Source organism: Paenibacillus sp. FSL H3-0286, from assembly GCF_045040705.1.
Lineage (GTDB): Bacteria > Bacillota > Bacilli > Paenibacillales > Paenibacillaceae > Paenibacillus_AQ > Paenibacillus_AQ odorifer.
Genome location: NZ_CP150285.1, coordinates 2,546,430 through 2,571,706, shown reverse-complemented (window position 1 = coordinate 2,571,706; position 25,277 = coordinate 2,546,430). Strand labels below are relative to the sequence as shown.

At 43.5% G+C, this 25,277-nt stretch carries 19 protein-coding genes; 8 read left to right on the top strand and 11 right to left on the bottom strand.

Features of this window, described 5'->3' with window-relative positions; all coding sequences use genetic code 11:
- The first annotated feature begins 13 nt into the window (after positions 1 to 13).
- Positions 14 to 877: a sugar phosphate isomerase/epimerase gene (locus MHB37_RS10975; RefSeq protein WP_076280898.1), complete on the top strand. Its 864-nt coding sequence runs from the start codon at positions 14 to 16 to the stop codon at positions 875 to 877.
- 63 nt (positions 878 to 940) lie between these two features.
- On the opposite strand, the gene MHB37_RS10970 is transcribed toward MHB37_RS10975, so the two are convergent.
- Positions 941 to 1,177 carry a hypothetical protein gene (locus tag MHB37_RS10970; RefSeq protein WP_405169242.1) on the bottom strand — a complete coding sequence of 79 codons (237 nt, stop codon included), beginning with the start codon at positions 1,175 to 1,177 and terminating at the stop codon, positions 941 to 943.
- Between the two features lie 142 nt (positions 1,178 to 1,319).
- On the opposite strand from MHB37_RS10970, the gene MHB37_RS10965 reads away from it, so the two are divergent.
- Both MHB37_RS10965 and MHB37_RS10960 read left to right on the top strand, forming a co-directional pair.
- A complete protein-coding gene (locus tag MHB37_RS10965; protein ID WP_076280900.1) occupies positions 1,320 to 2,348 on the top strand; it encodes a glycosyltransferase family 4 protein in 1,029 nt (342 codons plus the stop codon).
- Between the two features lie 157 nt (positions 2,349 to 2,505).
- Complete coding sequence (locus MHB37_RS10960) at positions 2,506 to 3,474, top strand: family 43 glycosylhydrolase (RefSeq protein ID WP_405169241.1); 969 nt, start codon at positions 2,506 to 2,508, stop codon at positions 3,472 to 3,474.
- Positions 3,475 to 3,547: 73 nt separating this feature from the next.
- Here MHB37_RS10960 and MHB37_RS10955 read toward each other — a convergent pair whose 3' ends face one another.
- A complete protein-coding gene (locus MHB37_RS10955; RefSeq protein WP_076130362.1) occupies positions 3,548 to 4,342 on the bottom strand; it encodes an AraC family transcriptional regulator in 795 nt (264 codons plus the stop codon).
- A 133-nt stretch (positions 4,343 to 4,475) separates the two neighbouring features.
- Between MHB37_RS10955 and MHB37_RS10950 the strand changes: the two genes are divergently transcribed.
- On the top strand, positions 4,476 to 5,819 hold the full coding sequence (locus tag MHB37_RS10950) for a glycoside hydrolase family 30 protein (protein ID WP_405169240.1): 1,344 nt from the start codon (positions 4,476 to 4,478) through the stop codon (positions 5,817 to 5,819).
- Positions 5,820 to 5,908: 89 nt separating this feature from the next.
- Here MHB37_RS10950 and MHB37_RS10945 read toward each other — a convergent pair whose 3' ends face one another.
- The 5 genes from MHB37_RS10945 to MHB37_RS10925 all read right to left on the bottom strand — a co-directional run bounded on the left by MHB37_RS10945 (position 5,909) and on the right by MHB37_RS10925 (position 13,553).
- Positions 5,909 to 8,326 carry a glycoside hydrolase family 31 protein gene (locus MHB37_RS10945; protein ID WP_256717237.1) on the bottom strand — a complete coding sequence of 806 codons (2,418 nt, stop codon included), beginning with the start codon at positions 8,324 to 8,326 and terminating at the stop codon, positions 5,909 to 5,911.
- 22 nt (positions 8,327 to 8,348) lie between these two features.
- Entirely contained in the window at positions 8,349 to 9,953 is a 1,605-nt protein-coding gene (locus tag MHB37_RS10940) for an extracellular solute-binding protein (RefSeq protein WP_076303044.1), read from the bottom strand.
- A gap of 48 nt (positions 9,954 to 10,001) precedes the next feature.
- On the bottom strand, positions 10,002 to 10,925 hold the full coding sequence (locus tag MHB37_RS10935; RefSeq protein WP_076130365.1) for a carbohydrate ABC transporter permease: 924 nt from the start codon (positions 10,923 to 10,925) through the stop codon (positions 10,002 to 10,004).
- Between the two features lie 17 nt (positions 10,926 to 10,942).
- Complete coding sequence (locus MHB37_RS10930; protein WP_076130366.1) at positions 10,943 to 11,866, bottom strand: sugar ABC transporter permease; 924 nt, start codon at positions 11,864 to 11,866, stop codon at positions 10,943 to 10,945.
- A gap of 82 nt (positions 11,867 to 11,948) precedes the next feature.
- On the bottom strand, positions 11,949 to 13,553 hold the full coding sequence (locus tag MHB37_RS10925) for an extracellular solute-binding protein (protein ID WP_076130367.1): 1,605 nt from the start codon (positions 13,551 to 13,553) through the stop codon (positions 11,949 to 11,951).
- A gap of 256 nt (positions 13,554 to 13,809) precedes the next feature.
- On the opposite strand from MHB37_RS10925, the gene MHB37_RS10920 reads away from it, so the two are divergent.
- The gene (locus MHB37_RS10920) at positions 13,810 to 15,534 is read left to right on the top strand and encodes a sensor histidine kinase (protein WP_076130368.1); all 1,725 of its coding nucleotides are present in this window, start codon (positions 13,810 to 13,812) and stop codon (positions 15,532 to 15,534) included.
- A gap of 14 nt (positions 15,535 to 15,548) precedes the next feature.
- The gene (locus MHB37_RS10915; RefSeq protein WP_076186963.1) at positions 15,549 to 17,159 is read left to right on the top strand and encodes a response regulator; all 1,611 of its coding nucleotides are present in this window, start codon (positions 15,549 to 15,551) and stop codon (positions 17,157 to 17,159) included.
- 88 nt (positions 17,160 to 17,247) lie between these two features.
- Here the strand turns inward: MHB37_RS10915 and MHB37_RS10910 are convergent, their stop codons facing one another.
- Positions 17,248 to 17,376, bottom strand: coding sequence for a hypothetical protein (locus tag MHB37_RS10910; RefSeq protein WP_256715861.1), 129 nt, complete (start codon positions 17,374 to 17,376; stop codon positions 17,248 to 17,250).
- A gap of 1,548 nt (positions 17,377 to 18,924) precedes the next feature.
- Positions 18,925 to 20,019 carry a glycosyltransferase family 2 protein gene (locus MHB37_RS10905; protein ID WP_076193817.1) on the bottom strand — a complete coding sequence of 365 codons (1,095 nt, stop codon included), beginning with the start codon at positions 20,017 to 20,019 and terminating at the stop codon, positions 18,925 to 18,927.
- 181 nt (positions 20,020 to 20,200) lie between these two features.
- Between MHB37_RS10905 and MHB37_RS10900 the strand changes: the two genes are divergently transcribed.
- Together MHB37_RS10900 and thiD are read left to right on the top strand one after the other, a co-directional pair.
- Entirely contained in the window at positions 20,201 to 21,082 is an 882-nt protein-coding gene (locus tag MHB37_RS10900; RefSeq protein ID WP_339190556.1) for a DUF4850 domain-containing protein, read from the top strand.
- 131 nt (positions 21,083 to 21,213) lie between these two features.
- Positions 21,214 to 22,026 (top strand): bifunctional hydroxymethylpyrimidine kinase/phosphomethylpyrimidine kinase, encoded by an 813-nt coding sequence (thiD, locus tag MHB37_RS10895; RefSeq protein WP_038570000.1) that lies wholly within the window; start codon positions 21,214 to 21,216, stop codon positions 22,024 to 22,026.
- 199 nt (positions 22,027 to 22,225) lie between these two features.
- Here the strand turns inward: thiD and MHB37_RS10890 are convergent, their stop codons facing one another.
- Together MHB37_RS10890 and MHB37_RS10885 are read right to left on the bottom strand one after the other, a co-directional pair.
- Positions 22,226 to 23,569 carry a glycoside hydrolase family 30 protein gene (locus tag MHB37_RS10890; RefSeq protein WP_405169239.1) on the bottom strand — a complete coding sequence of 448 codons (1,344 nt, stop codon included), beginning with the start codon at positions 23,567 to 23,569 and terminating at the stop codon, positions 22,226 to 22,228.
- 63 nt (positions 23,570 to 23,632) lie between these two features.
- Complete coding sequence (locus tag MHB37_RS10885) at positions 23,633 to 25,270, bottom strand: sugar ABC transporter substrate-binding protein (protein ID WP_038569996.1); 1,638 nt, start codon at positions 25,268 to 25,270, stop codon at positions 23,633 to 23,635.
- Positions 25,271 to 25,277: the final 7 nt, after the last annotated feature.

Below are 25,277 nucleotides of genomic sequence, written 5' to 3'. Positions count from 1 at the left end.
AAGGTTATTACTCATTACTCTATTAAAGGAGAGGTTACTCATCAGATACGGAACTCTAGCCCACACATTTGGCTGCCTGCCGCTCAAGTCGTTAACTGCAACCCTTCAGAATTATGATATCGATTTTGTTCAGCTTGCATTATCCAAAGCCATTCAGGACATCGACACTTCTACCGGTAAACTAAGTCCAGGTCTTGCCAGCTATATTGGCGAACAATTTGACAAAGCAGGAATACGTATCGGTGTTTTGGGCTGTTACATCAACCCTGTTCATCCGGATCCTGTCATCCGGAGAGCTGAGATCAATCGTTTTAAAGAGCATCTTCGTTATGCCCGCCAATTCGGCGCACCTATGGTGGCAACAGAAACAGGTGCGCTGACTACTTTTCAAGCACAAGATCCGATCCATTACGAAGCTATCGGCTGGGATACGTTAAGGGCAACTGTAGAAGAACTTGCAGAGGAAGCTGAAAAATGGGGCGTTTTTCTAGGACTAGAAGGGGTCTGCACACATACACTTTCTACACCAGACAAGATGCGCCGCATCTTAGATGAAGTCCCATCAAGCTGTATAGGTGTTGTATTGGACCCTTGTAATTTTATTGGCACGGCTGCGCATTTGCAGGATCAAATTGTCGATGATTCCTTTAGATTATTCGGCGACCGTATCATTCTTGCGCATTTAAAAGATATCTATCAAGATGGTGAAAAAGCATACCACGGAAAAGCAGGCAGCGGAGTATTCCATACCGAGGCTTTCCTGCGCAAACTCCAAGAATATAAGCCAATGATCGATGTGTCATTAGAAGATATCAAGGATCTGGAGGTTAATGAAACCGTTGCTTTACTGAAGAAGCTTGCACCTATAACACAATAAAAATCCATTTCTGAGGATAGGTGTTAGCAGCAGCTGCGCATCTATCCCCAGCTTTATCTATGCTCAAAAATAATGATTCCAGTTATTGAGCAGATGATCATCCTCTTTCTGCAGCAATTTAGAGGCATATACGATTTGACCTGTATGATAGGAATAATGCTCTGCCGCTCCGATCATAATCTTTTGAATACTCCAAGTATAATTCTCCATTCCAGCCCCCTCAGGGAAACTAATGGTGACCTCCTGTTCTAGATCAGTCTTCGTCAAATTGCCCACCACCGAACGGCTTTCTTCCCTCATACTCCCCCCTCTTCCTTCTCCTTTTCTTTATAAACTTGATAAATGGTACTTTTCTATAGGAACTGAATAAAATAAGAAATAGAACGATTGAATAATATTGTTTCACTATTATAGCTCTAACTTGGAAGGGACGGGATTATCAATGAGATTCACATTCCCTATTCTGACCTTATCTCATGGCGGAGCACAACGTATGCTAGTAGAGCTCACCAATGGGCTGACAGACTTGGGTCATCAGGTCAATCTCCTTTTGCCTGTGGATGGCGCTATTTCTTATGATGTGCGCGCAAACGTAATCCGCTCCTCACATATGAATATTCACGAGCATGACTTTCCTCCCGGAGACGTCATTGTTTCTAATTATTTTACAACTGTCCCCATCGCCCAAGCAGCAAGCCAACAAGGAAAAGGGGTTCATGTACGATTATCTTTATGTTATGAGCCACCTTTTTTGCCGGATAACGGACGCTCCTTCCCCTCCTATCACATCACTGAGCATCTAATCGTTTTATCACGTTGGCAGCAGGAGCTGATCCGTTTAAATCATGGCATCACCGGCAGTATCGTGCCCATTGGCATTAGCTCCTCTTTTAAAAATATGAATATCCGTCACAGTCTTCAAGAGCCTTTAAACATAACAGCTATATTAAGAAAAACAGAACGAGGTTTCTCCTGGCACCGTGAGCAAGATTATCTTATAGAACAGCTGGATTACGTAAAAAGCCAATATCCCGATGTAAATATTAACTTCATCAGTCCGCCTGACGAGTTCAACACCTCAGAAATTCTCCAAAGAATGAAAGCTACTGGCAAATATCGGTTCTTTACGCCAGCAAATGATGAGGAGCTCTGCTATCACTATAACGGTGCGGATATTTTTGTTAGCTCAAGTATTTTTGATACAGGCTCTTTACCGGGACTTGAGGCCATGCGTTGTGGAGCAGCGTTAGTCTGTGTATATTCAGGCGGGAATATGGAATACGCCCATCACAAGAAAAACTGTTTGCTCTCTTATCGATATGAGAACCGGCTCGGTGAAGATGTCATCCGCTTAATACGTGATCCCAACTTAAGAACTAAATTAGCGGAGCAGGGGGAAAGATATTCGCGCAAATGGACTTGGGAAAATAGTGTCAGATTATTTGAACAAGCGATCACAGATTTATTATAAAAATATAAAAAAGCAAGTCTCCGGTGGCCGAGATTTGCTTTTTTATTGATCCAAAAGAATCATTGACTAGAGAAATAATACAAGATATTATGTAAGCGTTATCAATTGCAAAATAATGAAACACTTTAGAAAAATCTAAACTAAAAGGAGAAGGAATATGGCGAAAAAAGGTAGGCAAGGTTATCGGTTGTTATTGTTGTCTTTTTTAATGCTTTTTACAACTGTTTTCTCAGCAGGATCGCAAGCTCATGCAGCAACCTGGAATCTGACTGGAGATACTAACGTACACGACCCTTCATATATCAAAGAGGGAAACACACATTGGGTATTCAGCACGGGATCAGGTCTCCAAGTGATGTTTTCAAACGATGGAACAAACTATATTCGCTCCCTTCCGATTTATAACTCGAAACCCTCCTGGTGGAGCTCTTACGTTTCCCATCAAGAAGGGCTAGATGTATGGGCCCCAGAAATTTTCTACTATAACGGTACCTATTACCTCTATTATTCAATCTCCACATTCGGCTCAAGAGTGTCTGCTATTGGTTTAGTAACTACTAAATCGATCTCCGGGGGACAATGGACGGACCAAGGTGTCGTTATCTCGTCTAATGACGCCTCCAATTATAACGCCATTGATCCTAACATTACGGCAGATGCTAACGGAAACCTATGGATGACCTTCGGTTCCTGGAGCAACGGGATTTACATTACCTCCATCAACAAAACAACCATGAAGCCAACGGGCAACTCGTATCGCATTGCGACTAAATCCGGAGGGATTGAAGGCTCCAGCATGGTTTACAATCCAAATACCGGATATTATTATCTATTCGTATCCATTGGCCAATGCTGCTCAGGTGTAAACAGCACCTATAAAATTGCAGTGGGACGCTCAACCAGCGTACTGGGTCCTTTCTATGCGAAGGACGGTACCGATATGAAAAATGGCGGGGCTACGGTCATCGATAGCGGCAACAGTTTTTGGGCGGGTCCTGGTGGACAGGATATATACGGAACCAACGTTATCGTCCGCCATGCTTACAGTGTCGCCGAGAATGGCGCACCCAAATTGTTAATCAGTGATCTCGAATGGGATTCTGCTGGCTGGCCTTACTATAATTAACGTCTAATCGAGGAGTTGCCCCTAAGCCCTATTCTGTGATTTATGGGGCAGCTTCTTTTTACTGCTAAACCTTCTACTCTCTCTTTCGATAAATACCTGGCGAGACACCATAACGCTCCCGAAACACCCTGTGAAAATAGGTATAACTTCCAAACCCCGTCTCCTCTGCTATACGCTCTAAGGTGTAATTGGTATTGTCCATTAATCTCAGTGCCATCGCAAGCCGGATTTGCCCCGCATATTGCATAATAGAATAACCGAATTGGATTTTGAATACATGCACGGCCCTTGTCACACTAATTCCAGCATGAGCGGCTACGTCCTTTAGTCTGATCTCTGAAGTAGCATGCTCCTCCACATAACTCTTCATCTTAAGTCCGTGTAGAAGTGAAGCCGAAGATGATGCAGGTGCCTCTTCCATAGCCCGATCTAACAGCAAACATAAAGCTTTAAATAGCGCTTCTAGTATTTCAGGGCTACCCCCGTCTAGTCTTCTATTCTCCAGATCAAGCTGTTGCCATATACTTTGCAGCTTACCATCATCCGCAATTCTTACCTTTTTGGGTCGCTCACGCAGGTTCCACCAGTGGTCCACCCATTCCCCTGTACACATTACAAAATAGTCCACACTATGTCCCAGAGGACTTTTCTTTTCACCGATTCTCAGATCATATATATCATAGGGCTTAAATAATAGTAGATCCCCAGGTACTACGGTAGTCATTTCTCCATCAATGAGGACTTCACATTCCCCTTCGGCTTGCAGCCTGATGATATAGGTATCCAACCCACTGCGATATAGTTGCCGAAAAGGCTGAGTATGGCGGATAAATCCACACAAACTAATTTGAACGCTGTTTGTTTCCATCGCATTTGCTCCTCTTTCTATAGTAATCAATGACCAGATTGTTGAGGTTCTTAGCCATATAGTTTCTTCAAAGTGCAGTGAATCTCCTTCTATAATAAAGACAGAATTCATATGTAGGAGGTTATCAACCATTATGAGTAAAACTATTCGCGTCATTCAAACCGCTAAAGAAACCACGGATCGTTTAACAGAAAAGGACCCTCTGATTTTCCTTCCCGATACGTCAGGAGTCGAATCAGAGCTAATCAATATCTATGATGATCTGGAGTATCAAGAAATTGAAGGCTTTGGTGGAGCCCTTACGGAGTCCTCTGCCGTTACTATCGCTAAACTTAGTGAAGCTAAACAAAAAGAAATCATTGACGCTTATTTTCATCCTGAGCACGGCATCGGATACACCCTTTGCCGCTCACACATCCAAAGCTGCGACTTCTCACTGGGCAACTATGCTTATGTAGAGGAAGGCGATGCGGAGCTACGTTCATTCGATATTTCCAGAGATCACGAATCAATTATCCCCCTCATAAAAAATGCTGCCGCAGCAGTAGGTGAAGATTTTCGTCTGTTCTCTTCCCCATGGAGTCCTCCAGCGTTCATGAAGACAAACGGGCAAATGAACGGAGGCGGAGCTCTTAAGCCTGAATATCGTGAGGCTTGGGCTAACATGTTCGTTAAATATATTGAGGCGTACGCTGCAGAAGGGATTGATATCTGGGCTGTCAGTGTTCAGAATGAAGCCAAAGCTGTACAAAGATGGGATTCCTGCCTGTATACCGCTGAAGAAGAAAAGGATTTTGTGCGTGACTACTTGGGACCTACTCTGGAACAAGCGGGCTTGGGCCATGTAAAAGTTATGATCTGGGATCATAACAAAGAACGGGTATATGACCGTGCTAAGGTTGCTTTTGAAGATCAAGCAGCGTCCAAATACATATGGGGAATCTGCTTCCATTGGTATTCCGGTGATCACTTCGAAACCCTCTCTGCTGTACATGATCGTTTCCCAGATAAAAAGCTGTTCTTCAGCGAAGGCTGCCAAGAAGGTGGCGTTCATCTCGGCTCATGGAACACCGGTGAACGTTACGGACATGATATCATTGGCAATCTGAACAACTGGATGTCGAGCTGGACAGACTGGAACATTGTCTTGGATGAGCAAGGTGGACCTAATCATGTAGGAAATTACTGTGACGCTCCAATTATCGGAGATACCAAAAACGATGAAATTACTTTTGAGAGCTCTTTCTATTACATCGGGCACTTCAGTAAATATATTCGTCCGGGTGCTAAACGCATTGGTTTCTCCAAATATACAGATAAGCTTGAAACAACAGCTTTCCGCAACCCTGATGGCACTATTGCTGTTATCGTTATGAACCGCACAGAGCAAGAGCTTCCATTCACCCTGCGCTTCCATGACGAACTGGCTGAGAACATGATTCCGGCTCATGCCATTCAAACCCTGCTAATTAAGTAGCAGCGGTTCATTCCTAATAAAAAAAAGGTTCTCTTTATGCCAGCGCACAGAGAGAACCTCCTTTTTTATTAAATTCAATGAAATAGTGCTTAAAGTCTTGCCGACAGTATTTCGCATAACGCTCCATACAGTGTATGTTCAAGATCCAACGAGGCAAGAGAAGCCAGGGCTGCCATCGGCGTTACTGCTGCTTTGACTACATGGTAAATTTGTTCTTTCAATTGGAAAAGAATTTGCGCACGGTTCAGAAGGCTGAACACCTCATCATCTACCGAATTCACCGCAATCCGGGCATCTGTGAACGTTACCTCCAATGAATGCTCTACCGCTTGATCCGAAATCATGATCGTAAGCGTATGTGTAGCCTCATCATAGTCCATGTTTGCTTCGATTTCTGTGCCGCCAGCGAATACCTGTACCTTCGTATCAGCAAAACCAACAAAGGACAGCTTCCACGATCTCCGCTCAGGCACAACCTTTGTATTTCCCTTAGCAGAGAGGATCTTGAAGCTCGCTCTATCCCCCATTTCCAGGATCATTTCTGTATCACACCATTGATCGTCCTGATCCTCCGCAGTATCGCCCTCATCCTCCCAGAGATGAAAATGACCCCTTCCTCCCGCAAATACACGGACCTCCATATGCCTCGGATTATCCACTGAAGAGGTAAATTGCGTCAGATCTGCCATGGGCACAATAGCACCCGCTTTAGCTAATACAGGGATATTCTCAAGATTGCGATAAAGAGAAAGCTTTCTGCCACCGTCGTACACTCTTCCGTTAAAAAAATCTATCCAAATCCCTTCAGGTAACCAAGCCTTAAATTCGGCAACGCCTACCTTTGGGTTGACCGGCTGTGTAATCGGACAGGCAATAAGTTCCGTTCCGAAATAATATTCATTGGGCACTTCATAGGCTTCATTCGACAACGCATGATGATAATACATCGGTCGGATTAACGGAAGACTATCGCGGCTGGCGTAGCGATTCATAGTGTACAGATAGGGAAGTAAACTATGCCGCAAGCGCAGGCAATCCTTCATCACATCTTCCGCAATCTTATTGAATCGCCATGGCTCCTTGCTGTTAAAGGCACTAGCAGAACTATGTAACCGCAGAATAGGTGAAAACACACCGAATTGCACCCAGCGCATTGCCAACTCATCGTCTAAATAACCATTCATATGGCCCCCGATATCATGGCTCCACCAACCATATCCCACGTTGGCGGCGTTGGCTGTGAAGTATGGCTGGAAATCCAGCGACTCCCAAGTGACAATGGTATCTCCAGAGAAGCCCACAGGATAACGATGGCTGCCAAGACCTGCATAACGGGAAAAAGTAATCTGCCGGTTGCCGCGCCGGCCGCTATCCAGATAGTGATAATGGTTCAGCATCCAAAGCGGATCTAGTCCCGGTACTTTAGTCACTCCACCCTGCTGCCAATCAATCCACCAGAAGTCCACACCTTCATCCTCTAGCGGATGATGCAGAAACTTAAAGTATGCCCGCAAAAAATTCGGATCCGTGATATCAAATTCCACAGCATCCCCTTTTTCCGGGTCCATCCCCATCTCTGCAGCAATGGCCAGATAAGGATCTTCAAACGCCCGTACACCGTCTGCTGGATGTACGTTGAGCGTTACTCGAAGGCCTTTTTCATGCAGCCATGCCAAAAATCTTTGAGGCTCCGGAAACAGTTCCCGGTTCCAGGTATAACCCGTCCAGCCACTGCCGTACTGCGGATCAATATCGACGAGATGCCAATCCATATCTATAACAGCGACGGAGAACGGAATTCGCTCGAGCTCAAACCGCTCCATTAACGCTTTGTATTCTTCTTCTGAATATCGGTAATAACGGCTCCACCAGTTGCCAAGGGCATAACGTGGCAATAGGGGCGTACGACCGCAAAGGTGATAGAAATCCTTCAAGCAGTGCAAATAATCATGACCGTATCCAAAAAAATAAACATCGAGGCCAGCCAACGCCCGTAGCTCGACCCGTCCATCCTCTTCCAGTACTAGGGAGGTGCTATCATCAATTAACGTATACCCCGCACGTGAAAGTAGTCCGTGCTCCAGCGAAATGGCACCATCTGCATTATCCAGGGTACGTGCAGTCCCTCCCAAATCTTGGACTGTATCTCCATAATTCCAGACACTCATTAGGTGACCCGCTTCGTTTCTCACCCGAACATTGAGACCATGCCGGGAGAAAGGCTGCTTGTCATAAGTTAAATGCAGGCGCTCCGTAATCAACTCAAGTTTATTCCCCAGATCCATTACGCGGAACTCTGGAACCGGGAAATTGCGATTCACAACGGTCTGCGACGCCCGATCTTCGAAAAAACCTTCCTCACTATATTCCATCCGGATAAGCTCCGGAGTTAAGACAGTGAACCGATAGCACTCCCCCTGAATAATCGCGTCAGCATTACTGCCTGGTTCAGAATGCAGCTTTAATTGGGCCGCCAAAGGGGTTGGCTCTTTCATTATATTTCCCATCAAGTAAAAACCTCATTTCTTGTTATTCAACGCCCATATAACGGCTGAAAGCATCTGTCCGAATTTTCACCATCTTTTCGAGGCCCATCCCCCGTAGCTGCTTCACATAGTCATCCCACTGCTCGTCAATAACACCTGAGATTATAAATTGAGCACGCATTGTATTGACGTAACTATCAATATCGGTGGTCAAGGTCGGCAGCTCCTGAAACTCTTCTGCAGTGTACATTACGTTGGGGAAAGGTGGTGTTGTGTAGTCACTTCCCAGCTTATCGAGTTGTAGCTTCAGTCCATCTCCGGTTTTAGGATTTAGAAAGATGGTCTTTTCAAAAGCTGGGCTTACATATTTCGGCCCAAAATCCCGGAGTGACTGTTCCCAATACCAAGCATCCGCACTGGTGCCGGTTGGAGGGTCCATCAATGTATACGTACCGTTGTCATTTTTCTTAATCACCGTTCCAATGGCACCCCAGAAATTCTGAATGCTGGCTTCATTGGTATAGAACTGATCCGCCCAGCGTGCTGCAATTTCTGGATACTTGCAGGATGTGGTGATCAACAGCTCGTTGCGTTCCAGATTCATCCCATACGGGTTCCCAACGGTGTAGCGCTTCCCGTCTGGTCCAGCAATTGGCGGAATGGTCACATATTGATCACTCCATTTGCCAAACATAGCGTCTGGCGTCCACTGATAAGAGAAGCCTACGATTGGGGCATCCGGATTTAGAAACTTTGCCGATCTCATCGTTTCGTCTTGAGTGAATACTTCTTTATCAAGTAATCCGTCTTTAAACAATTTGCTCTCCCATTTGAGCCCTTCTTTGTATTCCTCTGAAATCGGGTAATAAACCGCATTTCCGTCCTTGACCACCATGAAGTTATTATTCAAATCTGCAATTCCGAAGGGACTGATTAGATCATTACTTAATTCGATAAAAGGAATCTCATCCTGTTTTCCGTTTCCATTCGGATCTTGTTCTTTGAATGCTTTTAGCACGTTATAAAGATCGTCTATCGTATCCGGTACCTTCAAACCCAATTTGTCCAGCCAGGTTTTATTAATCACAGGCTGACGTGAGCTTTTAGGACGTGAGGGTAATCTTGCAGGCAGCGAGTAGATTTTCCCGTCAGGAAAGGTGCTGATTTTTTTCATTTCCGGTGTTTCTTCCATAGCTGCTTTGAGATTAGGCATGTTTTGCTCAATATAATCATCTAACGGCCGAAATAAGCTTAAATTATTGACGATATCCGCATCTCCAAAGGTCTGACTCCCTAAAATGATATCTGGTAGTGTGCCGCTGGCCAGCATAATAGACTTCCGTTCACTCCAATCATTGGAGGACATCACCTGCCACTCGATTTTGACATTCGTGTTCTTCTCCAAATCCTTGAGCCATTGATTCTCGGTAAAAGAATCTCCCATGCTTACCCACCGGACAGTGAGTACTTTCAGCGTCACAGGCTTATCCACTATCGGCAATCCTTCTTTGTTAAATTCGCCCGTCTCAGGTTCAACAGAATTAACCCTATTGCTCCCTTTACAGGCAGTAAGGCTAGCAAGCAACGTTGTCACTAAAAGAATGACGGTGATTGTTCTATATATCCTGTTTTTTTGTTGCTTTTTCATAACGTTCTTGCTCCTTACGAATGAATGTTAGTAGAATAGCCGAATGTACTATTCCTTCACTGCGCCGATCATTACCCCTTGGTTAAAGTATTTTTGTACAAAGGGGTACACACACATGATCGGAACCGTTGCCACGATAATAACAGAATACCGCATCATATTGGCGAGTCGTAGTGCGATTTGCGCAGCTTCCCCGGTTCCCATCCCCGACTGCATCTGATTGGTGATCAGAATATTTCGCAGAATCAGCTGCAAAGGATACATATTAGGATTTTTCAAATAGATCAAGGCATTAAAATATGAATTCCAGTAACCAACGGCGATCCATAGACCCAGCACGGCAATAATCGCCTTCGATAGTGGCAAAACGATCTGTACAAAATATCGAAGATTTCCACAACCATCGATCTGTGCAGCTTCCCATAAATCTCCCGGAATACTCGACTGAAAAAAGGTGCGGGCAACGATAATGTTAAACACCCCAACGGAGAAAGGCAGTACCATCACCAGAAATGTGTCGTACAGATGGAAATCACGGATCGTTAGAAAAGTCGGAATTAACCCCCCATTAAAAAACATCGTAAAGATGAAAAACAGGGAAAGATATTTTCGCCCCACAAGATCCTTTCTGGACAACGCATAGGCCGCAGAAATATTTACAATTAAACCGATTGCGGTCCCTACCACCGTATACATGATGGTATTCCAGTAACCGATCCAAATATTTTCATGACGCAGCAGCTCTTTGTAACCATCGAAGGTGAACCCTTTAGGAAATAACCAAACCTGCCCCCCCGCCACCGCGGAAGGATCACTGAACGAAGCAATGACGATAAAATACAGCGGATAGATTAAGATAACTAGAAAAATTGCTGATATAACATACATCACTATTTCCATTATAGTATCCGAAGAACGATTCTTCTTTATTTTCCCCACATTCCCTTTAGTAACTGTCTCTAAACCTCCCATTTCAATTCTCCTCCCTTCTACCACAAGCTATTTTCGCTTAGTTTTTTAGAAATCTGATTGACCATGATCAATAAAATAAAATTAATAACGGTGTTAAACAGGTTGATCGCCGAGGAAAAGCTGTATTGACTGCTGAGCAAGCCAATTTTGTAGACATAAGTAGAAAGAATTTCGCTTGAAGTGATGTTCAAGTCATTTTGCATTAAGTACACTTTTTCAAACCCAACCCCAAGCAATCCACCGACCCGCAAAATAAGCAAGGTTATCGCTGTTGGCATCAGCATCGGAATATCGATATAACGAATTTTATGCATCCGGCTTGCTCCGTCTACGGTTGCCGCCTCGTACAAGCTAGGATCAACTGCGGAGAGCGCAGCGATAAAGATAATGCTGTCCCAGCCGACATGCTGCCACACATCCGACCAAACATATACACTGCTGAATAATCCAGCGGAGCCAATCAGATCAGGAGCCTCTTTTCCAAAAAGACTATATATATTGCCCAGCAGTCCGGTGCTAGGTGAGAACAAAATCATCATTAAACCCACCATTACTACTGTGGAGATAAAGTGCGGCATATAGGACACCGTCTGGAAAAAACGTCTGAACCGGTTAGGTCTCATCTGGTTAACCATCAGCGCCAGTATAATTGGAATCGGAAAGGTAATCAGACTGTACACACTGATGATCAATGTGTTTTTAATCGTTGATGAAAATTGATAGGAATGAAAAAATTTCTCGAAGTACTTGAATCCAGCCCAAGGGCTGCCTCCAATTCCCAACGCCGGGCTATAATCCTTGAAAGCAATCAGCACCCCGTACATTGGCTTGTACGCGAATAATAACGTCAGAACTACAGCAGGAAAAAGCAATAGATAGAGACCCCAATTTTGTTTGATTTGTCCGAATTTCCGCCCGAAATGAAGTGGACTAGATTTCATGACATCCCCTCCTTATTTAAAATAGAGAATGCTACCCCACAGCTATCCTGCAGGGCAGCACCTTTTTCGAAAGACGAATAGGTTATTTCACGTTCATATAACGGCTGTAAGCATCCGTGCGAATCTTAACTAACTTTTCAAGTCCCATTTTATTAAGCTTGCTCACATAAGCATCCCAGCCCTCGTCAATTCCGCCTTTGCTAATAAATTGCGCCCGCATAGTATTCACATAGCTGTCGATATCCGTAGTCAAGGTTGGCAGCTCCTCGAACTCCTCAGAAGTGTACATTACGTTAGGGAAAGGTGTGGTTACATATTCACTGCCCAGCTTATCCAGCTGCAGCTTCAGTCCATCTCCACTTTCAGGGTTCAGGACAATTTTCGATTCAAAGGATGGGCTCACATATTTCGGTCCAAAATCACGTAGCGATTGATCCCAATACCAAGCATCTGCGCTGGTTCCAGCTGGTGGATCCATCAATGTATAAGTGCTATCATCGTTTTTCTTAATAACCGTTCCAATCGCACCCCAGAAATTCTGAATGCTCGCTTCGTCAGTATAGAACTGATCTGCCCAACGTGCGGCAACCTCAGGATATTTGCAGGACGTGGTGATCAGCAGCTCATTACGGTTAAGATTCATCCCAATCGGATTCCCGATCGTATAACGTTTACCATCTGGTCCGGCAATCGGTGGAATCGTCACATATTGATCGCTCCATTTCCCAAACACGGCGTCTGGAGTCCATTGGTACGTAAAGCCTACGATTGGAGCATCCGGATTCTGGAACTTAGCCGATCTCATCGTATCGTCCTGAGTGAATACCTCTTTATCTAGCAAGCCTTCCGCATACAATTTATTTTCCCATTTGAGACCTTCTTTGAACTCCTCCGAAATAGGGAAATATATCGCTTTTCCGTCCTTGATGATCATATTATTGTTATTTAAATCGGCAATTCCGAAAGGACTAATCAAGTCATTACCAATTTCAATAAAAGGAATCTCATCTTGTTTTCCATTCCCATTCGGATCTTGTTCTTTAAAAGCTTTGAGCACGTTATAAAGCTCATCAATCGTTTCAGGCACCTTCAAGCCCAATTTGTCCAGCCAGGTCTTGTTAATCACAGGCTGACGTGAGCTTTTTGGACGTGCAGGAAGTCTTGTTGGCAGGGAGTAGATTTTCCCGTCAGGAAATGTGCTGATTTTTTTCATTTCTGGGGTTTCTTCCATAGCTGCTTTGAGATTAGGCATATTTTGCTCGATATAATCATCAAGCGGCCGGAAAAAGCTCAGATTATTTACGATATCGGCATCCCCAAAGGTTTGATCTCCCAAAACGATATCCGGAAGCGTGCCACTTGCCAGCATAATCGACTTCTGCTCACCCCAGTCATTGGAGGACATTACTTGCCAATCGATTTTGACATTCGTATTTTTCTCCAGATCCTTCAGCCATTGGTTTTGCGTAAAGGTGTCCCCCATACTCCCCCAACGGACAGTCAGCACTTTAAGTGTCACAGGCTCATTCACAATCGGCAGACCTTCTTTGTTATAGCTGCTCGTTTCATTTGTCGCTGCATTATTCCCGTTGTTACCGCCGCAGCCAGCAATTCCAAATACCATCGCAGCCGCCAGCAGACCCACAGTCCATTTCTTTGCAGTTTTTTTCTTACTGTGTTGACTCATCTCTTAATCCCCCATTTCAATTTATCAAAATGCATCTGAATAGCTTTATAATAACTTCTTATTTTTTCGTATTCCGGACACATTAAGACGGTTATCCAGACCTTTGAATTCGCTTACAAAAAATACAAAAGCTAAATGCTCTACTTGGGGAGATTAAATAACAGTATCCCGACTTCTGTATGTGCTATCCGGACTTTGAGGGAAATCGATAGCGAGTTCTTATGTTTTTTTCACGCAGAGGTTTTATAATGACTTTATGATCAAAAAAACAGCGAAACACAAAACCTACCCCATTCGCCATTATATAAAAGTCATGATGTTGGTTTCATTCACAGTCCTTATTCTGGATTTAGGAATCAGCATCGCTTCCATTTCCATCGTTAAGCAGCAGTCCACTCGAAATTTGCAGGATACTGCGGCGCTTTACATCAATCGTATTAATCATGATTTTGCCTACATTAATCACTATATGGGCTGGACGCTTGGGAACGATGAGAGCTTACTAACGATGAATACTTACGGGGTCAACAGTATCGAGTTCTTAAAAGCAAATGATAATCTGTTCAAACGCTTTACCGAGCTGCAAAAAAACTACGGGCATGAGTATAACTTCTTCTACTACTTGAAAAATGAGACCTATTTTTTGAATTGTGCACCGATCAGCGTAACCTATACGGATTACAGGGAGCTGAAAAAGAAGATTATTTCTTATATTGATGATAAGGAGATGTATGAGAAGTTTTATTCCAAATGGACGCCTATTCTTGTGAACAACCATTATTATGTAATTAATATCGTGCCCTATTACAATCGTTATTTAATTGGACTGATCTCCGCAGATAATCTGATCCGGCCGCTACGCCAAATTAATCTTGGCGCCAATGGTTATGTTTCTCTAGTAGATGAGAATGAACAGCCTTTAACCAGTCCGATCTCCAATAGCGGAACGTTAATAACGGAAAATGAAGGATTCGCTAATCTTTTGCAATCGCGTACAACCATCAACAGCGCATTCTCAGACACCACCTTCAGCACCAAAATGGTCATTAAATATGGCATATTCGAAAAAATCATGATTGCCCAGCTGCTTATTATGTTATTGTTCTTCATTGTGACCTCCACGTTATGCATTGTTCTGCTCTTTTTCAAAAAAAGAGTGTTAGGTCCGATTCAAAGCTTCTCCGATAACCTTGCTTTCATTAATGAGTCTGGGCAACCCGCAGATTTCAAAAGCAGTGAGATTATAGAGCTGGAACAAGCAAACACTCAGTTTAAAGGCTTGGTTGAACAAATCAAAACCTTTAAAATCGCTATGTACGAGCAGGAACTGGAGAAACAAAGAATACAGCTGGACTATATGAAGCTACAGATTAAACCACACTTTTTCTTAAACTGTCTGACTAGCATCTATAGCATGGCGCAAATTCATATGTATAAAGAAATTGAAAATATGACGTTGTCTACCTCTAAATATTTCCGTTACATTTTTCAGAATGGCGAGAATTTTGTCCGGTTGGAGGATGAAATCGAGCATGTCCGAACCTACTTGGAGATTCAAAAGCAACGTTATCAGGACGCATTTATTTATTACATCGAACAAGAGGATCAGGCAGGCAGTGTGGAAATTCCACCGTTAGTGCTGCAAACCTTTATCGAAAATTCAATTAAATATGCGATTTCACGCGAACATGAAGCCGAGATCAGACTTACAGTACAACGATTACAGATGGAACAGGAAGAAGAAATGCTCGTTATCCAGCTCACCGACACCGGTCCCGGTTTTCCACCTCAGGTGTTAGAGAAACTTAATCTTGGAGAGCCCTTGGATCAAAGTAAAGGTACGCAAATCGGCATTATGAATACGCTTAAAAGACTAGAGTACCTATATTTAAAAAGAGCAACCGTCACCTTCTCCAATTTGGAGGGCGGCGGCGCTAGTGTAATCTTATATCTTCCGAAGCTTCCTAATAAATCTAAATGAATGGAGAGCAAACTATGAATGTACTGCTTGTTGATGATGACTTTTATGTTATTGCCGCATTGCAAAAGAAAATAGATTGGGAATCACTCCACATTGATACTGTTTATACGGCTAATAATGTCGCTCAAGCACGTGAAATAATAGAAAAGCATTCTGTTCAAATTCTGATTTCAGATATTGAAATGCCGCAGGGCAGCGGACTGGAATTACTAGCATGGATTCGCGAGGGAAATTATAGTATTCAGACAATTCTTCTTACCAATTATGCAGATTTCAACTATGCGCAGAAAGCAATCGAATTGCAGAGCTTTGAATATTTCCTCAAGCCCATTGAATTTGACAAGCTGATGTTGATCATCCAAAAGGCGGTCACCCAAGCAAAAGAGCAGCAAAAAAACGAAAAAGCCATTCAGGGCGGTTACTTTTGGCAAAAAAATCAGGCGAAGATTCTTGAACATTTTTGGCGGAAGCTAGTTAGTGGCAGTACATCATTTCCGATTAAGTTGGCAGACATCACACATGCCATTGAAGAACAAAACCTCTCCTATCAAATGAGCGATACTCTACAGCCTTTGATATTTAACTTATTCCCTTACAATGGCAGCATGGGAAAAGAAGAAAAGGATCTGTTTGATTTTGCCCTGCTAAATGTATTGTACGAATTGTTTCAGCACCCTTGTTTTACCATCGAAAGCATTCTGGAATATAGAGATTATAACTGGATCGCCATTTTAAAATGGAACCAGGCACCAGACACGCAACTGCTTGAAGCATTATGTTCTTCTTTTATTCAAAAGGCGAATCCTTATTTAAAATGTGATGTCTGCTGCAATATTGGCTTATACGATAAACTGAGTAATGTAGGGAATGTTCTAAAACAATCCCTGACTATGGATGAGGAAATTACGAGATGCAGAAATCAGACCTTTTTGGTGGAGGCTTATCTGCAGCAAAATAAACCGGGCTATGCACCACCGGATCTTGCCTATTTGGAAGAGCTGCTGAACCAGAATAAATTCACTGCTTTTCTTGTAGAAGTTACACAATATTTAAAGGTCATGCTTAACAATAGAACACTTGAGACCTCTGTCCTTAGCTTGTTCCGTTTAGATGTAGTTCAGCTAGTCTATTCATTTCTCAACCTGAAAGGGATACGATCGCACAAATTATACTCTGGCAAAACTAATGATAAATTATCTATGCACTCTTTGGATTCAATCGAGGATATGGAAGAATATCTTAAATACCTTGTCACTACAGCCATGAAATATCGTGACTTTGCTGCCCAGCCTAAGTCCGTCGCAGAAGAAATCAAACAATACATTCATTCACATTACGGCGATGACCTGACCCGAAATGATTTGGCTGAAATTGTTTATCTCAATCCTGATTACCTGGCAAGGATATTCAAACGAGAAACTGGGGTTTCATTAGGAAGCTACGTCATCCACGTCCGAATCGCGGCTGCGAAACATCTATTAGAAACCACAAATATGTCTGTATATACCGTCGCGAACAAAGTCGGCTATAGCAACTACTCCTATTTCTCCAAGCTTTTCAAACAAGAGGTAGGTCTCCCTCCAAACGATTATAAGAAGGAACAACAATACAATCCAGCTTACTAAAAGAGGGTAACCAAGCATCTAGTTCATGGATGCTGGGTTACCCTCTTTGGGATATCTTCTGAATATTAATTACTGTCTACCTTTAATCCTACGCTGCTGATAATGATCCACCTACGAGCTTACTCTTGCGCCCAGTAATCATACGCCACGCCTGTACTCCTACACTGCCGGAGTCATTTACGCCGAGCTTACTCTTACACACAGTAATCATCCGCAATGCCTTTACTCCTTCGCTACCGGGAATCTTACACCCCTGACCTTACTCTTACATCCAGTAACCATTCGCCCCAGGTGCTTCCGGACTCAGATGACGCTATTTGCCCATTTATTGCCTTTTGAGCACAGTTTCGGACTCCAGTGCAGCTATTCCTGAGATATTGCTCCAAACCGAGTGTGTTTCTGGTCAATAGCGACTATGCGGTCCGTTAGAATTCCAAATGTGCCATAAAGCAACGTTTAAGGTCAGCTGGATCCGATAGCTACTTCCTACGCGGAAATCTGGAGCTAATTAGCGTAGCTTGCCGGGGATCAAGGGGACAGCGCAACTCCGCCAGTAACTATCCGCTTCACTCTTGCACACAGTAATCATCCACCGCACCTTTACTCCTACGCTACCGGGAATCTTACACCTCATACCTTACTCTTACACCCAGTAATCATCCGCCACGCCTTTTCTCCTACACTACCGGAGTCATTTACGCCGAGCTTACTCTTACAACCAGTAACCACCCGCCCCACTCTCGCCTCAGGTGCTTCCGGACCCAGATGACGCTATTTGCCCATTTATCGCCTTTTGAGCACAGTTTCGGACTCCAGTGCAACTATTCCTGAGATATTGCTCCAAATCGAGTGTGTTTCAGGTCAATAGCGACTATGCGGTCCGTTAGAATTCCAAATGTGGCATAAAGCAACGTTTAAGGTCAGCTGGGTCCGATAGCTGCTTCCTACGCGGAAATCTGGACCCAATCAGCGAAGCTTGCCGGGGATCAAGGGGACAGCGCAACTCCGCCAGTAACTATCCGCTTCACTCTTACACCCGGTAATCATCCGCCACGCCTTTTCTCCTACACTACCGGAGTCATTTACGCCGAGCTTACTCTTACAACCAGTAACCACCCGCCCCACTCTCGCCTCAGGTGCTTCCGGACCCAGATGACGCTATTTGCTCATTTATCGCCTTTTGAGCACAGTTTCGGACTCCAGTGCAACTATTCCTGAGATATTGCTCCAAATCGAGTGTGTTTCATGTCAATAGCGACTATGCGGTCCGTTAGAATTCCAAATGTGCCATATAGCAGCGTTTAAGGTCGGCTGAGTCCGATAGCTACTTCGTACGCGGAAATCTGGAGCCAATCAGCGAAGATTGCCGGAGATCAAGGGGACAGCGCAACTCCGCCAGTAACCACCCGCCCCACTCTCGCCTCAGGTGCTTCCGGACTCAGATGACGCTATTTGCCCATTTATCGCCTTTTGAGCACAGTTTCGGACTCCAGTGCAGCTATTCCTGAGATATTGCTCCAAATCGAGTGTGTTTCAGGTCAATAGCGACTATGGAGTCCGTTAGAATTCCAAATGTGGCATAAAGCAACGTTTAAGGTCGGCTGGGTCCGATAGCTACTTCGTACGCGGAAATCTGGAGCTAATTAGCGTAGCTTGCCGGGGATCACGTGAAGGTTCCCCACTGCCAGTAATCTTGCAAGCTCTAAAAACGCATTAATGCCCCAGCAGTTATAATCAGAACGGCTGGGGCATCTCTTTTACTAAATTAAGCCTGAAGCGCTACATATTTATCGCCAAGCAGATTTTTAAAATAGGTGCGATTGTATAACATACTAGGATGGGATGGATAAAAACTCAACGCCGTTTCATTGTGATGATTCGCCTTCTCGTGTTGGCCGAGACGATCATAACAAAGTGCCAATTGAAGATGCGGCAGCCAGGTATAAAAGATCCCATTCTTCATCCCCATCGAATCGTTATCCCGCGGTAGCTGAATCGCTAGCTCATACCAGTATGCGGCTGGATGCAACTGGCCTTTTTCCAGCAGAAGTGCCCCCAGTCGGCAACAGAACTCTGACCGTGGTTTATCATACTGCAAGGTTTTACATAACGCTTCAAATGCACCGTCTTTATCCCCCAACCGTTCCCGGCATTCGGCAAGCTTTAGGCAAGCCTGGAAATTATCTTCAATCCAGCCCTGTCCACCCGCTAAGAAAATCTCATAGTATTTGCAAGCCTCTTCATTTATAGCATGATCCCTTAATTCATTCGCATAATAATACTGGTCTCTCGGCGAAAATACTTCACCCTGTGCAACTCGTTTTTGATAAATCCGCAAATTACGATCTGTGTATTCCTTATCTTTCTCATGTGTGATGCAGACATCACTACTAAAAGAAGGACCACTTACCTCTAAATACTCATGAACAGGCCCAATCCATTGAAAGTTGCAGCTGCGCCGAACCAGCCTGTTGCGGCGTAAACTAGCTGTGACATTTCCCGCTTCGTCAAAAGCCAGATTATATTGCATGTTCACACTGTGAATATGTCCGGGCAGGATTTCTTTTAGTTTTTTAAAAAGAATCTGATCCTCTTCCTTTATATAATCATCCGCATCAAGCCACAAAATGTACTCCTGAGTAGCTTTGCTAAAGGCAAAATTACGTGCGGCACTAAAATTATCAATCCATTCAAAATCATAAATTACAGCTCCGAAGGACAACGCAATCTCTTTTGTTTTATCCGTCGAGCCTGTATCCACGATAACAATTTCATCTACGAGACTTGCAATGGTAGACAAACATCGGTGCAAGCTTTTTTCTTCATTTCGCACTATCATACATAAACTAATCGTAACCATACTCGCCCTCCTACACGCTTTGTTTGAAATTCTTTCTATATTGATATGCAGGGTTTAAGAAACGGACTCCCTCTCTATCCCGCCCGATCATGAAGAACTTCAGAAATATAAAGGTTATGTAAGAAACTTTCCACTCCATTCTTAGGTCTATATAAGTAAGATCAAAGGAGGTACAACATATATGAAATCCAAACGAAGAGGAGTTAGAAACGGCTGGATCTTAACTTCAATATTGTGCGTCGTAATTGTACTAGTGCTGCTGATTGGATATAAAGGGCTCGACTGGGGTACACCTACCACACCACCTACATCCACCAACGCACAAACTAATAATGAAGCAGATAACAAACCCAGCTCCACTCAAGAAATGCTCGAATTTCCGAGCAGTGATCCCGATAATGGGCAGGTCATCATTCCACTGCACACTACGCTCGCGCAGCTACATATTGATAGTGGTGACGAATATGTAAATACAGAAATCCCCCCCATACCTGAAATGACCTTTGCTTTATCTCAAGACATGAAAAACCAAGTAGAAGCAACGCTGGTCTACCGCCCTGATATCGGTGGAGGTTATCTTCTACTCGCTCCTGCCGGATGGCAGGCTACCGCGGTTGTCGGTGCTAACGGTTCTTATGGAGTTACCTTTCAGGATCCGAACCATCCGGAACAAAACATGCACTATTCAGATACGGCTTGGACTTGCACAGGTTGTGCCATCACTGCAATCGGAGCCTATTTTCCGGAAAAAGCCGAATGGGCTGACGCGCTGGGATTTACCATTAATAATCCACTTAAGTTTAGCGAACAGCATATTTTAGGTACTGCCGGAGCTGAAGCAAGAACGGTCAGATATACGCTTCAAGCAGACGCGAACGGCTATCAGGATGAGGGTGCTGCCTATTACGATAAGGGAGAATGGGGTTATTTATTCCGCAGTATCGGAATACATCAAGCTCAAACATCCCCACAGCAGGAAGTAGTGGAGACCCTCATGAAGTTCTTTACAGATAATCATGGACCGCTCTTCATTGCTGACCCAAACGCAGAGAAGCTGGACTAAGGGCGGGAATTTTTAGAGGAAGGTATTTTCAACCTTGCTCTTGCTTTTAGAAAGACGTAGGTGCTATTTTTTGTTATAATCAATGCAATGCGTTGTTTATGAATTCAGACATATATAAAGGGGACGTAACCATGACTCAAATTATTAAAACTCTAACTATTGCAGGCAGCGACTCCAGTGGTGGCGCAGGCATCCAAGCGGATCTAAAAACATTTGAAGAGTATGGTACCTACGGCTTTAGTGCCTTGACCACTATCGTTACTATGGACCCGGACAACGGCTGGCACCATAATGTTTATCCAATTGATGCCTCCATTGTTGCTGAGCAGTTAAAAACTATTTTCGCTGGTGGCCCGGTTAATGCCATGAAGACAGGTATGCTTGGAAGTGTTGAAATTGTGCGCGTTGCAGAGCAAGCGATCAAAGAAAATCTTCAGACTAATGTAGTTATTGATCCAGTTATGGTGTGCAAGGGTGAAGATGAAGTCTTGAACCCTGACAGCGCTGAGGCTATTCGTGACTTATTGCTACCACTAGCAACTGTGGTCACCCCAAACTTGTTTGAAGCAGGTGTTCTTTCAGGTCTTGGCAAACTTACTACCCTTGAGGAAATGAAAGAAGCTGCCCGTCTGATTCATAAGCTCGGTGCACGTAATGTCGTGGTTAAAGGCGGCAAAGCACTCGGCGGCGATCAAGCGATTGATATCTTCTTCGACGGTTCTGAGTACACTGTATTCCAAACAGCCAAAATCGAACCCGCTCACAATCATGGAGCTGGATGTACTTTTGCCGCAGCAATTACAGGCGGTCTAGCTAATGGCTTAACGGTTCATGAAGCTGTTGCAAAAGCTAAAGATTTTGTCTCCGCAGCCATTCGTAATGGATTTGCGTTTAATGAATATGTGGGTCCTGTATTTCACGGTGGTTACCGTTTAGAACGTTAGAACTCGCAATCCAATTACACAAAAAATAAATGGCAGTCCAGACGCTGAACTTCAGCTCTGGACTGCCATTTTTATTTACTATTATTGAAAATCCGTAAATTCAAAACTTTGCTTACCGAACATTGATTTTTTATACGATTATTTTCATAAAAAAAGCACCCGAATCAAGATTCGAGTGCTTCTGAGCTACGTCCTCTAATTATTTTATCAAAATGGATAAAGCACTTTTTGACGCCAAACGGAAAGATAATTCATCCGCTCCCGGCAAGTTCAAAGCCACATTCTCAGCCTTTTCACTATCGTTGAACAGAACAACTGCAATAGAGTTATCTGTATTCTTAAAAGCTACGGAACGAATCACTTCTTGATTGGCGGAGGCGTCAATGCGCACAGCCTTCGGACGAATAAATTTACTGAAATGGGCCAGCGCATAATAGTCGAGCGTATACGTAAGCTCCTTGGTCTCTTGGTTGACTGTCACAACACCACGACAAGTACTTTTGCCAAAACCCGGTACGGTTGGGCCGTTCTTTTCATCTAAGGCCATATTCCATAACACAAAGGATTTACTATGATTTCTAAGAATATCAATCCCTGTTCTCATTACATTGGAGAAGGCTTGTTCAAACGGAGGAATCCATTCTCCACCAGAACCTTCTGTAAAATGCACTTCTTTATCAGCAAAAGCTTTCAGAACCTCTGATTGCGCTGACGCATTGCCACCATACCAGTGCCAAGCTACACCATCCACTTCATCTTTTGCATAATCGAGCACGGTTAACGGATAATCTGGACGATCCCAGTTGTGGTCGTAGCAGAGAATTTTTGTAGCGATGTTATGCTTAACAAAGCTCGGCTTCAGGTAGTTTTTAATGAAATCTTTTTGCGCCTCAGGCAACATTAACATACTAGGGTAGTGTTTGGGTTCAAATAAAGGCTCGTTCTGTGGTGTTACAGCATAAGTTGGCAATCCGTGCCCTTCAAAAGCTTGAATATATCGAACAAAATAATCGGCATAAGCCTGATAATATTCTTGTTTAAGTTCTCCAGCAATCATCGATCCGCTAGTCTTCATCCAACCTGGTGCACTCCATGGAGAAGCCATCAGTTTGATCTCAGGGTTAATTGCCAGAGCTTGTTGCAACAAAGGGATAATGTCTGCTTCATCATGTGCGATAGAGAAGTGGGTTAATTCCGTATCCGTTTCCTGTGCAGGTCTATCGTCATAGCTATAAATATCTCTAGCATAATCCGATGCCCCCATTGGATTTCTTAATACGGACAAACCAATTCCATCTTGTGCGTCAAAAAGCTTGCTCATGACTTCCTTTTTCTGTTCGTTGTCCAGGACTTGATTAATCAAATAAGCGGATGAATCCGTAAAGGATGCTCCAAAGCCATCCATTTCCTGAAAGGTTTGATTCTCGTCAATAGTTACAGTAGTGGTCGCCTCTGCGTCAGCAATTGGAGTTAATTGTTGCAGACTTTGCTCTACAAACAATGTATTCTCCCCGGTGGATTGATAAATTTTAAGCTCTGGCATGTTGTTTCCCTCCATCTTTCTATGAAGAGGCCCCAGTGAAGGGGCCACATTCTATTATCTAACTTATTTAAGGCCTAATTTTTCTTTGTTGTTTTTCATTTTTTCAGAACGAACTTCTACAATCTTATCCCAGTTGTTATCATTCAAAAATGTTTTGTAAGCAGCCAAGGTGCTGTCGAATGTAGCATCGTCTTTAGCACGGATCATACTTACAAGCGTAGTGTTCCAAGTAGTATCAATTGCAGTAAGACTGCGAGCTTCAGGCGTTCCTTGAGCCGGGTTAATGTTTTCAAGAATAAAGTGTGGTTTTAGCTTTCCTTTGCCCCACTCTTGCATTTGTTTAATGGAATCTGCGAACGCGTCATTACTCAGCGCTTTATCACGGTCATGTCCAAAGAACATAAATTCGCCCATCCGGTAATCTTTTTTGAATTTATCGGCATTATTTAATTGCAGGTCTTTGATTTCAGGCAAGAATTCAATTTTACCGCTGTCGTTAACTTTATAGGTCTCTCCTTCAATACCGTAGTTCATGAGCTTTTGTCCTTCGTCGCTGAGTAAATAAGTGTAAATTTGAATCGCTTTTGCAGGATCCTTAGCCTTTTTAGTAACATAGCTAATCATCCAACCTGTAATTCCGGATTGATTCAACGTTGGTTCATGTCCAACAGTACTTTGTGGGCCATCAATAGCGATATATTCCTTGCCTGGATTTTCTGTCATGAAGATTTGCAGGTTACCACTTTGTTGAGGGGTTCCATCCAAAAGTATTGTTGCATATTTACCGGATTTCACTTTTTCTTCAAAGGCAGTACCGTCATCAGCAAAACTGTCATCACTGATATCACCATTTCTGTAGACTTCATTTAACGTTTTCAACCAAGTCAAGTAATCCTCATCCAGGTTACGGTTGTAGAATTCGCCATTTTCAGTTTCCATCGGCACTCCGATGAAGTCCTCCAATACATCTCCCAAAGAACCAGTGCCTGAACCAATGGAGTTAAAACCAAAAGGAATCATGTCCGGGAATTGTTTTTTGATTTGTTGCATAACGCTCTTGAATTCCTCAGGAGTTCCAAAGCTTGGTTTTCCAATGGCTTCGTAAACATCCTTGCGGATGACAAAGGCTGTTTTAGCAGGGATGTTACCGCTATCATAATCGTTTTGCGTATTGGAATAGTTAGGGTATCCATAGGTCTTGCCATCTGCTAACTGGAACCAGTTCATCGTATCTTTTTCTGCAACTTTATTGAAATACGGATCATATTTATCTGCCAGATCATTTAAAGGCAATGCCCATGTAGCAGCTTTTTGTACGACTGGAGAGTTGGAATCAAAAATAGTCAACAGATCTGGCATTTCACCGCCGGCAAAAATCGTATTCAGCTTAGTGTCATCGCCTGTAATGAATTTAATGTTGATGTTTAAATCCTCTTTAATTTTCTTGGTGACAAGGTCTTTTCCGAAATCAGTATTCCACCAGTCTGCATTCACGTACCAAGTCAGATCTGTTGTCTCTTTTTTTGTATCCAGCTTCCATGCCGGTGTTTCCGGATCTATAGTATAACGGCCTTCAATGGAGCTTAACTCTTTACTGGAGCTGTCAGAATTACCTTTCGATCCACAACCTGTAAATACTAATACAACAGCCATAAGTGCCGTACAAAGTTTGAGTCCTTTTTTCCCAAATGCTTTGTTCATCTTTTAT

Coding starts and splice junctions, on each gene's coding strand:
- MHB37_RS10945 (WP_256717237.1), bottom strand. CDS start 8,326: ATGGGAAATATAATGAAAGAGCCAACCCCTTTGGCGGCCCAATTAAAG.
- MHB37_RS10885 (WP_038569996.1), bottom strand. CDS start 25,270: ATGAACAAAGCATTTGGGAAAAAAGGACTCAAACTTTGTACGGCACTT.
- MHB37_RS10925 (WP_076130367.1), bottom strand. CDS start 13,553: ATGAGTCAACACAGTAAGAAAAAAACTGCAAAGAAATGGACTGTGGGT.
- MHB37_RS10905 (WP_076193817.1), bottom strand. CDS start 20,019: ATGGTTACGATTAGTTTATGTATGATAGTGCGAAATGAAGAAAAAAGC.
- MHB37_RS10935 (WP_076130365.1), bottom strand. CDS start 10,925: ATGGGAGGTTTAGAGACAGTTACTAAAGGGAATGTGGGGAAAATAAAG.
- MHB37_RS10970 (WP_405169242.1), bottom strand. CDS start 1,177: ATGAGGGAAGAAAGCCGTTCGGTGGTGGGCAATTTGACGAAGACTGAT.
- MHB37_RS10950 (WP_405169240.1), top strand. CDS start 4,476: ATGAGTAAAACTATTCGCGTCATTCAAACCGCTAAAGAAACCACGGAT.
- MHB37_RS10915 (WP_076186963.1), top strand. CDS start 15,549: ATGAATGTACTGCTTGTTGATGATGACTTTTATGTTATTGCCGCATTG.
- MHB37_RS10940 (WP_076303044.1), bottom strand. CDS start 9,953: ATGAAAAAGCAACAAAAAAACAGGATATATAGAACAATCACCGTCATT.
- MHB37_RS10920 (WP_076130368.1), top strand. CDS start 13,810: ATGATCAAAAAAACAGCGAAACACAAAACCTACCCCATTCGCCATTAT.
- MHB37_RS10960 (WP_405169241.1), top strand. CDS start 2,506: ATGGCGAAAAAAGGTAGGCAAGGTTATCGGTTGTTATTGTTGTCTTTT.
- MHB37_RS10890 (WP_405169239.1), bottom strand. CDS start 23,569: ATGCCAGAGCTTAAAATTTATCAATCCACCGGGGAGAATACATTGTTT.
- MHB37_RS10955 (WP_076130362.1), bottom strand. CDS start 4,342: ATGGAAACAAACAGCGTTCAAATTAGTTTGTGTGGATTTATCCGCCAT.
- MHB37_RS10965 (WP_076280900.1), top strand. CDS start 1,320: ATGAGATTCACATTCCCTATTCTGACCTTATCTCATGGCGGAGCACAA.
- MHB37_RS10900 (WP_339190556.1), top strand. CDS start 20,201: ATGAAATCCAAACGAAGAGGAGTTAGAAACGGCTGGATCTTAACTTCA.
- thiD (WP_038570000.1), top strand. CDS start 21,214: ATGACTCAAATTATTAAAACTCTAACTATTGCAGGCAGCGACTCCAGT.
- MHB37_RS10930 (WP_076130366.1), bottom strand. CDS start 11,866: ATGAAATCTAGTCCACTTCATTTCGGGCGGAAATTCGGACAAATCAAA.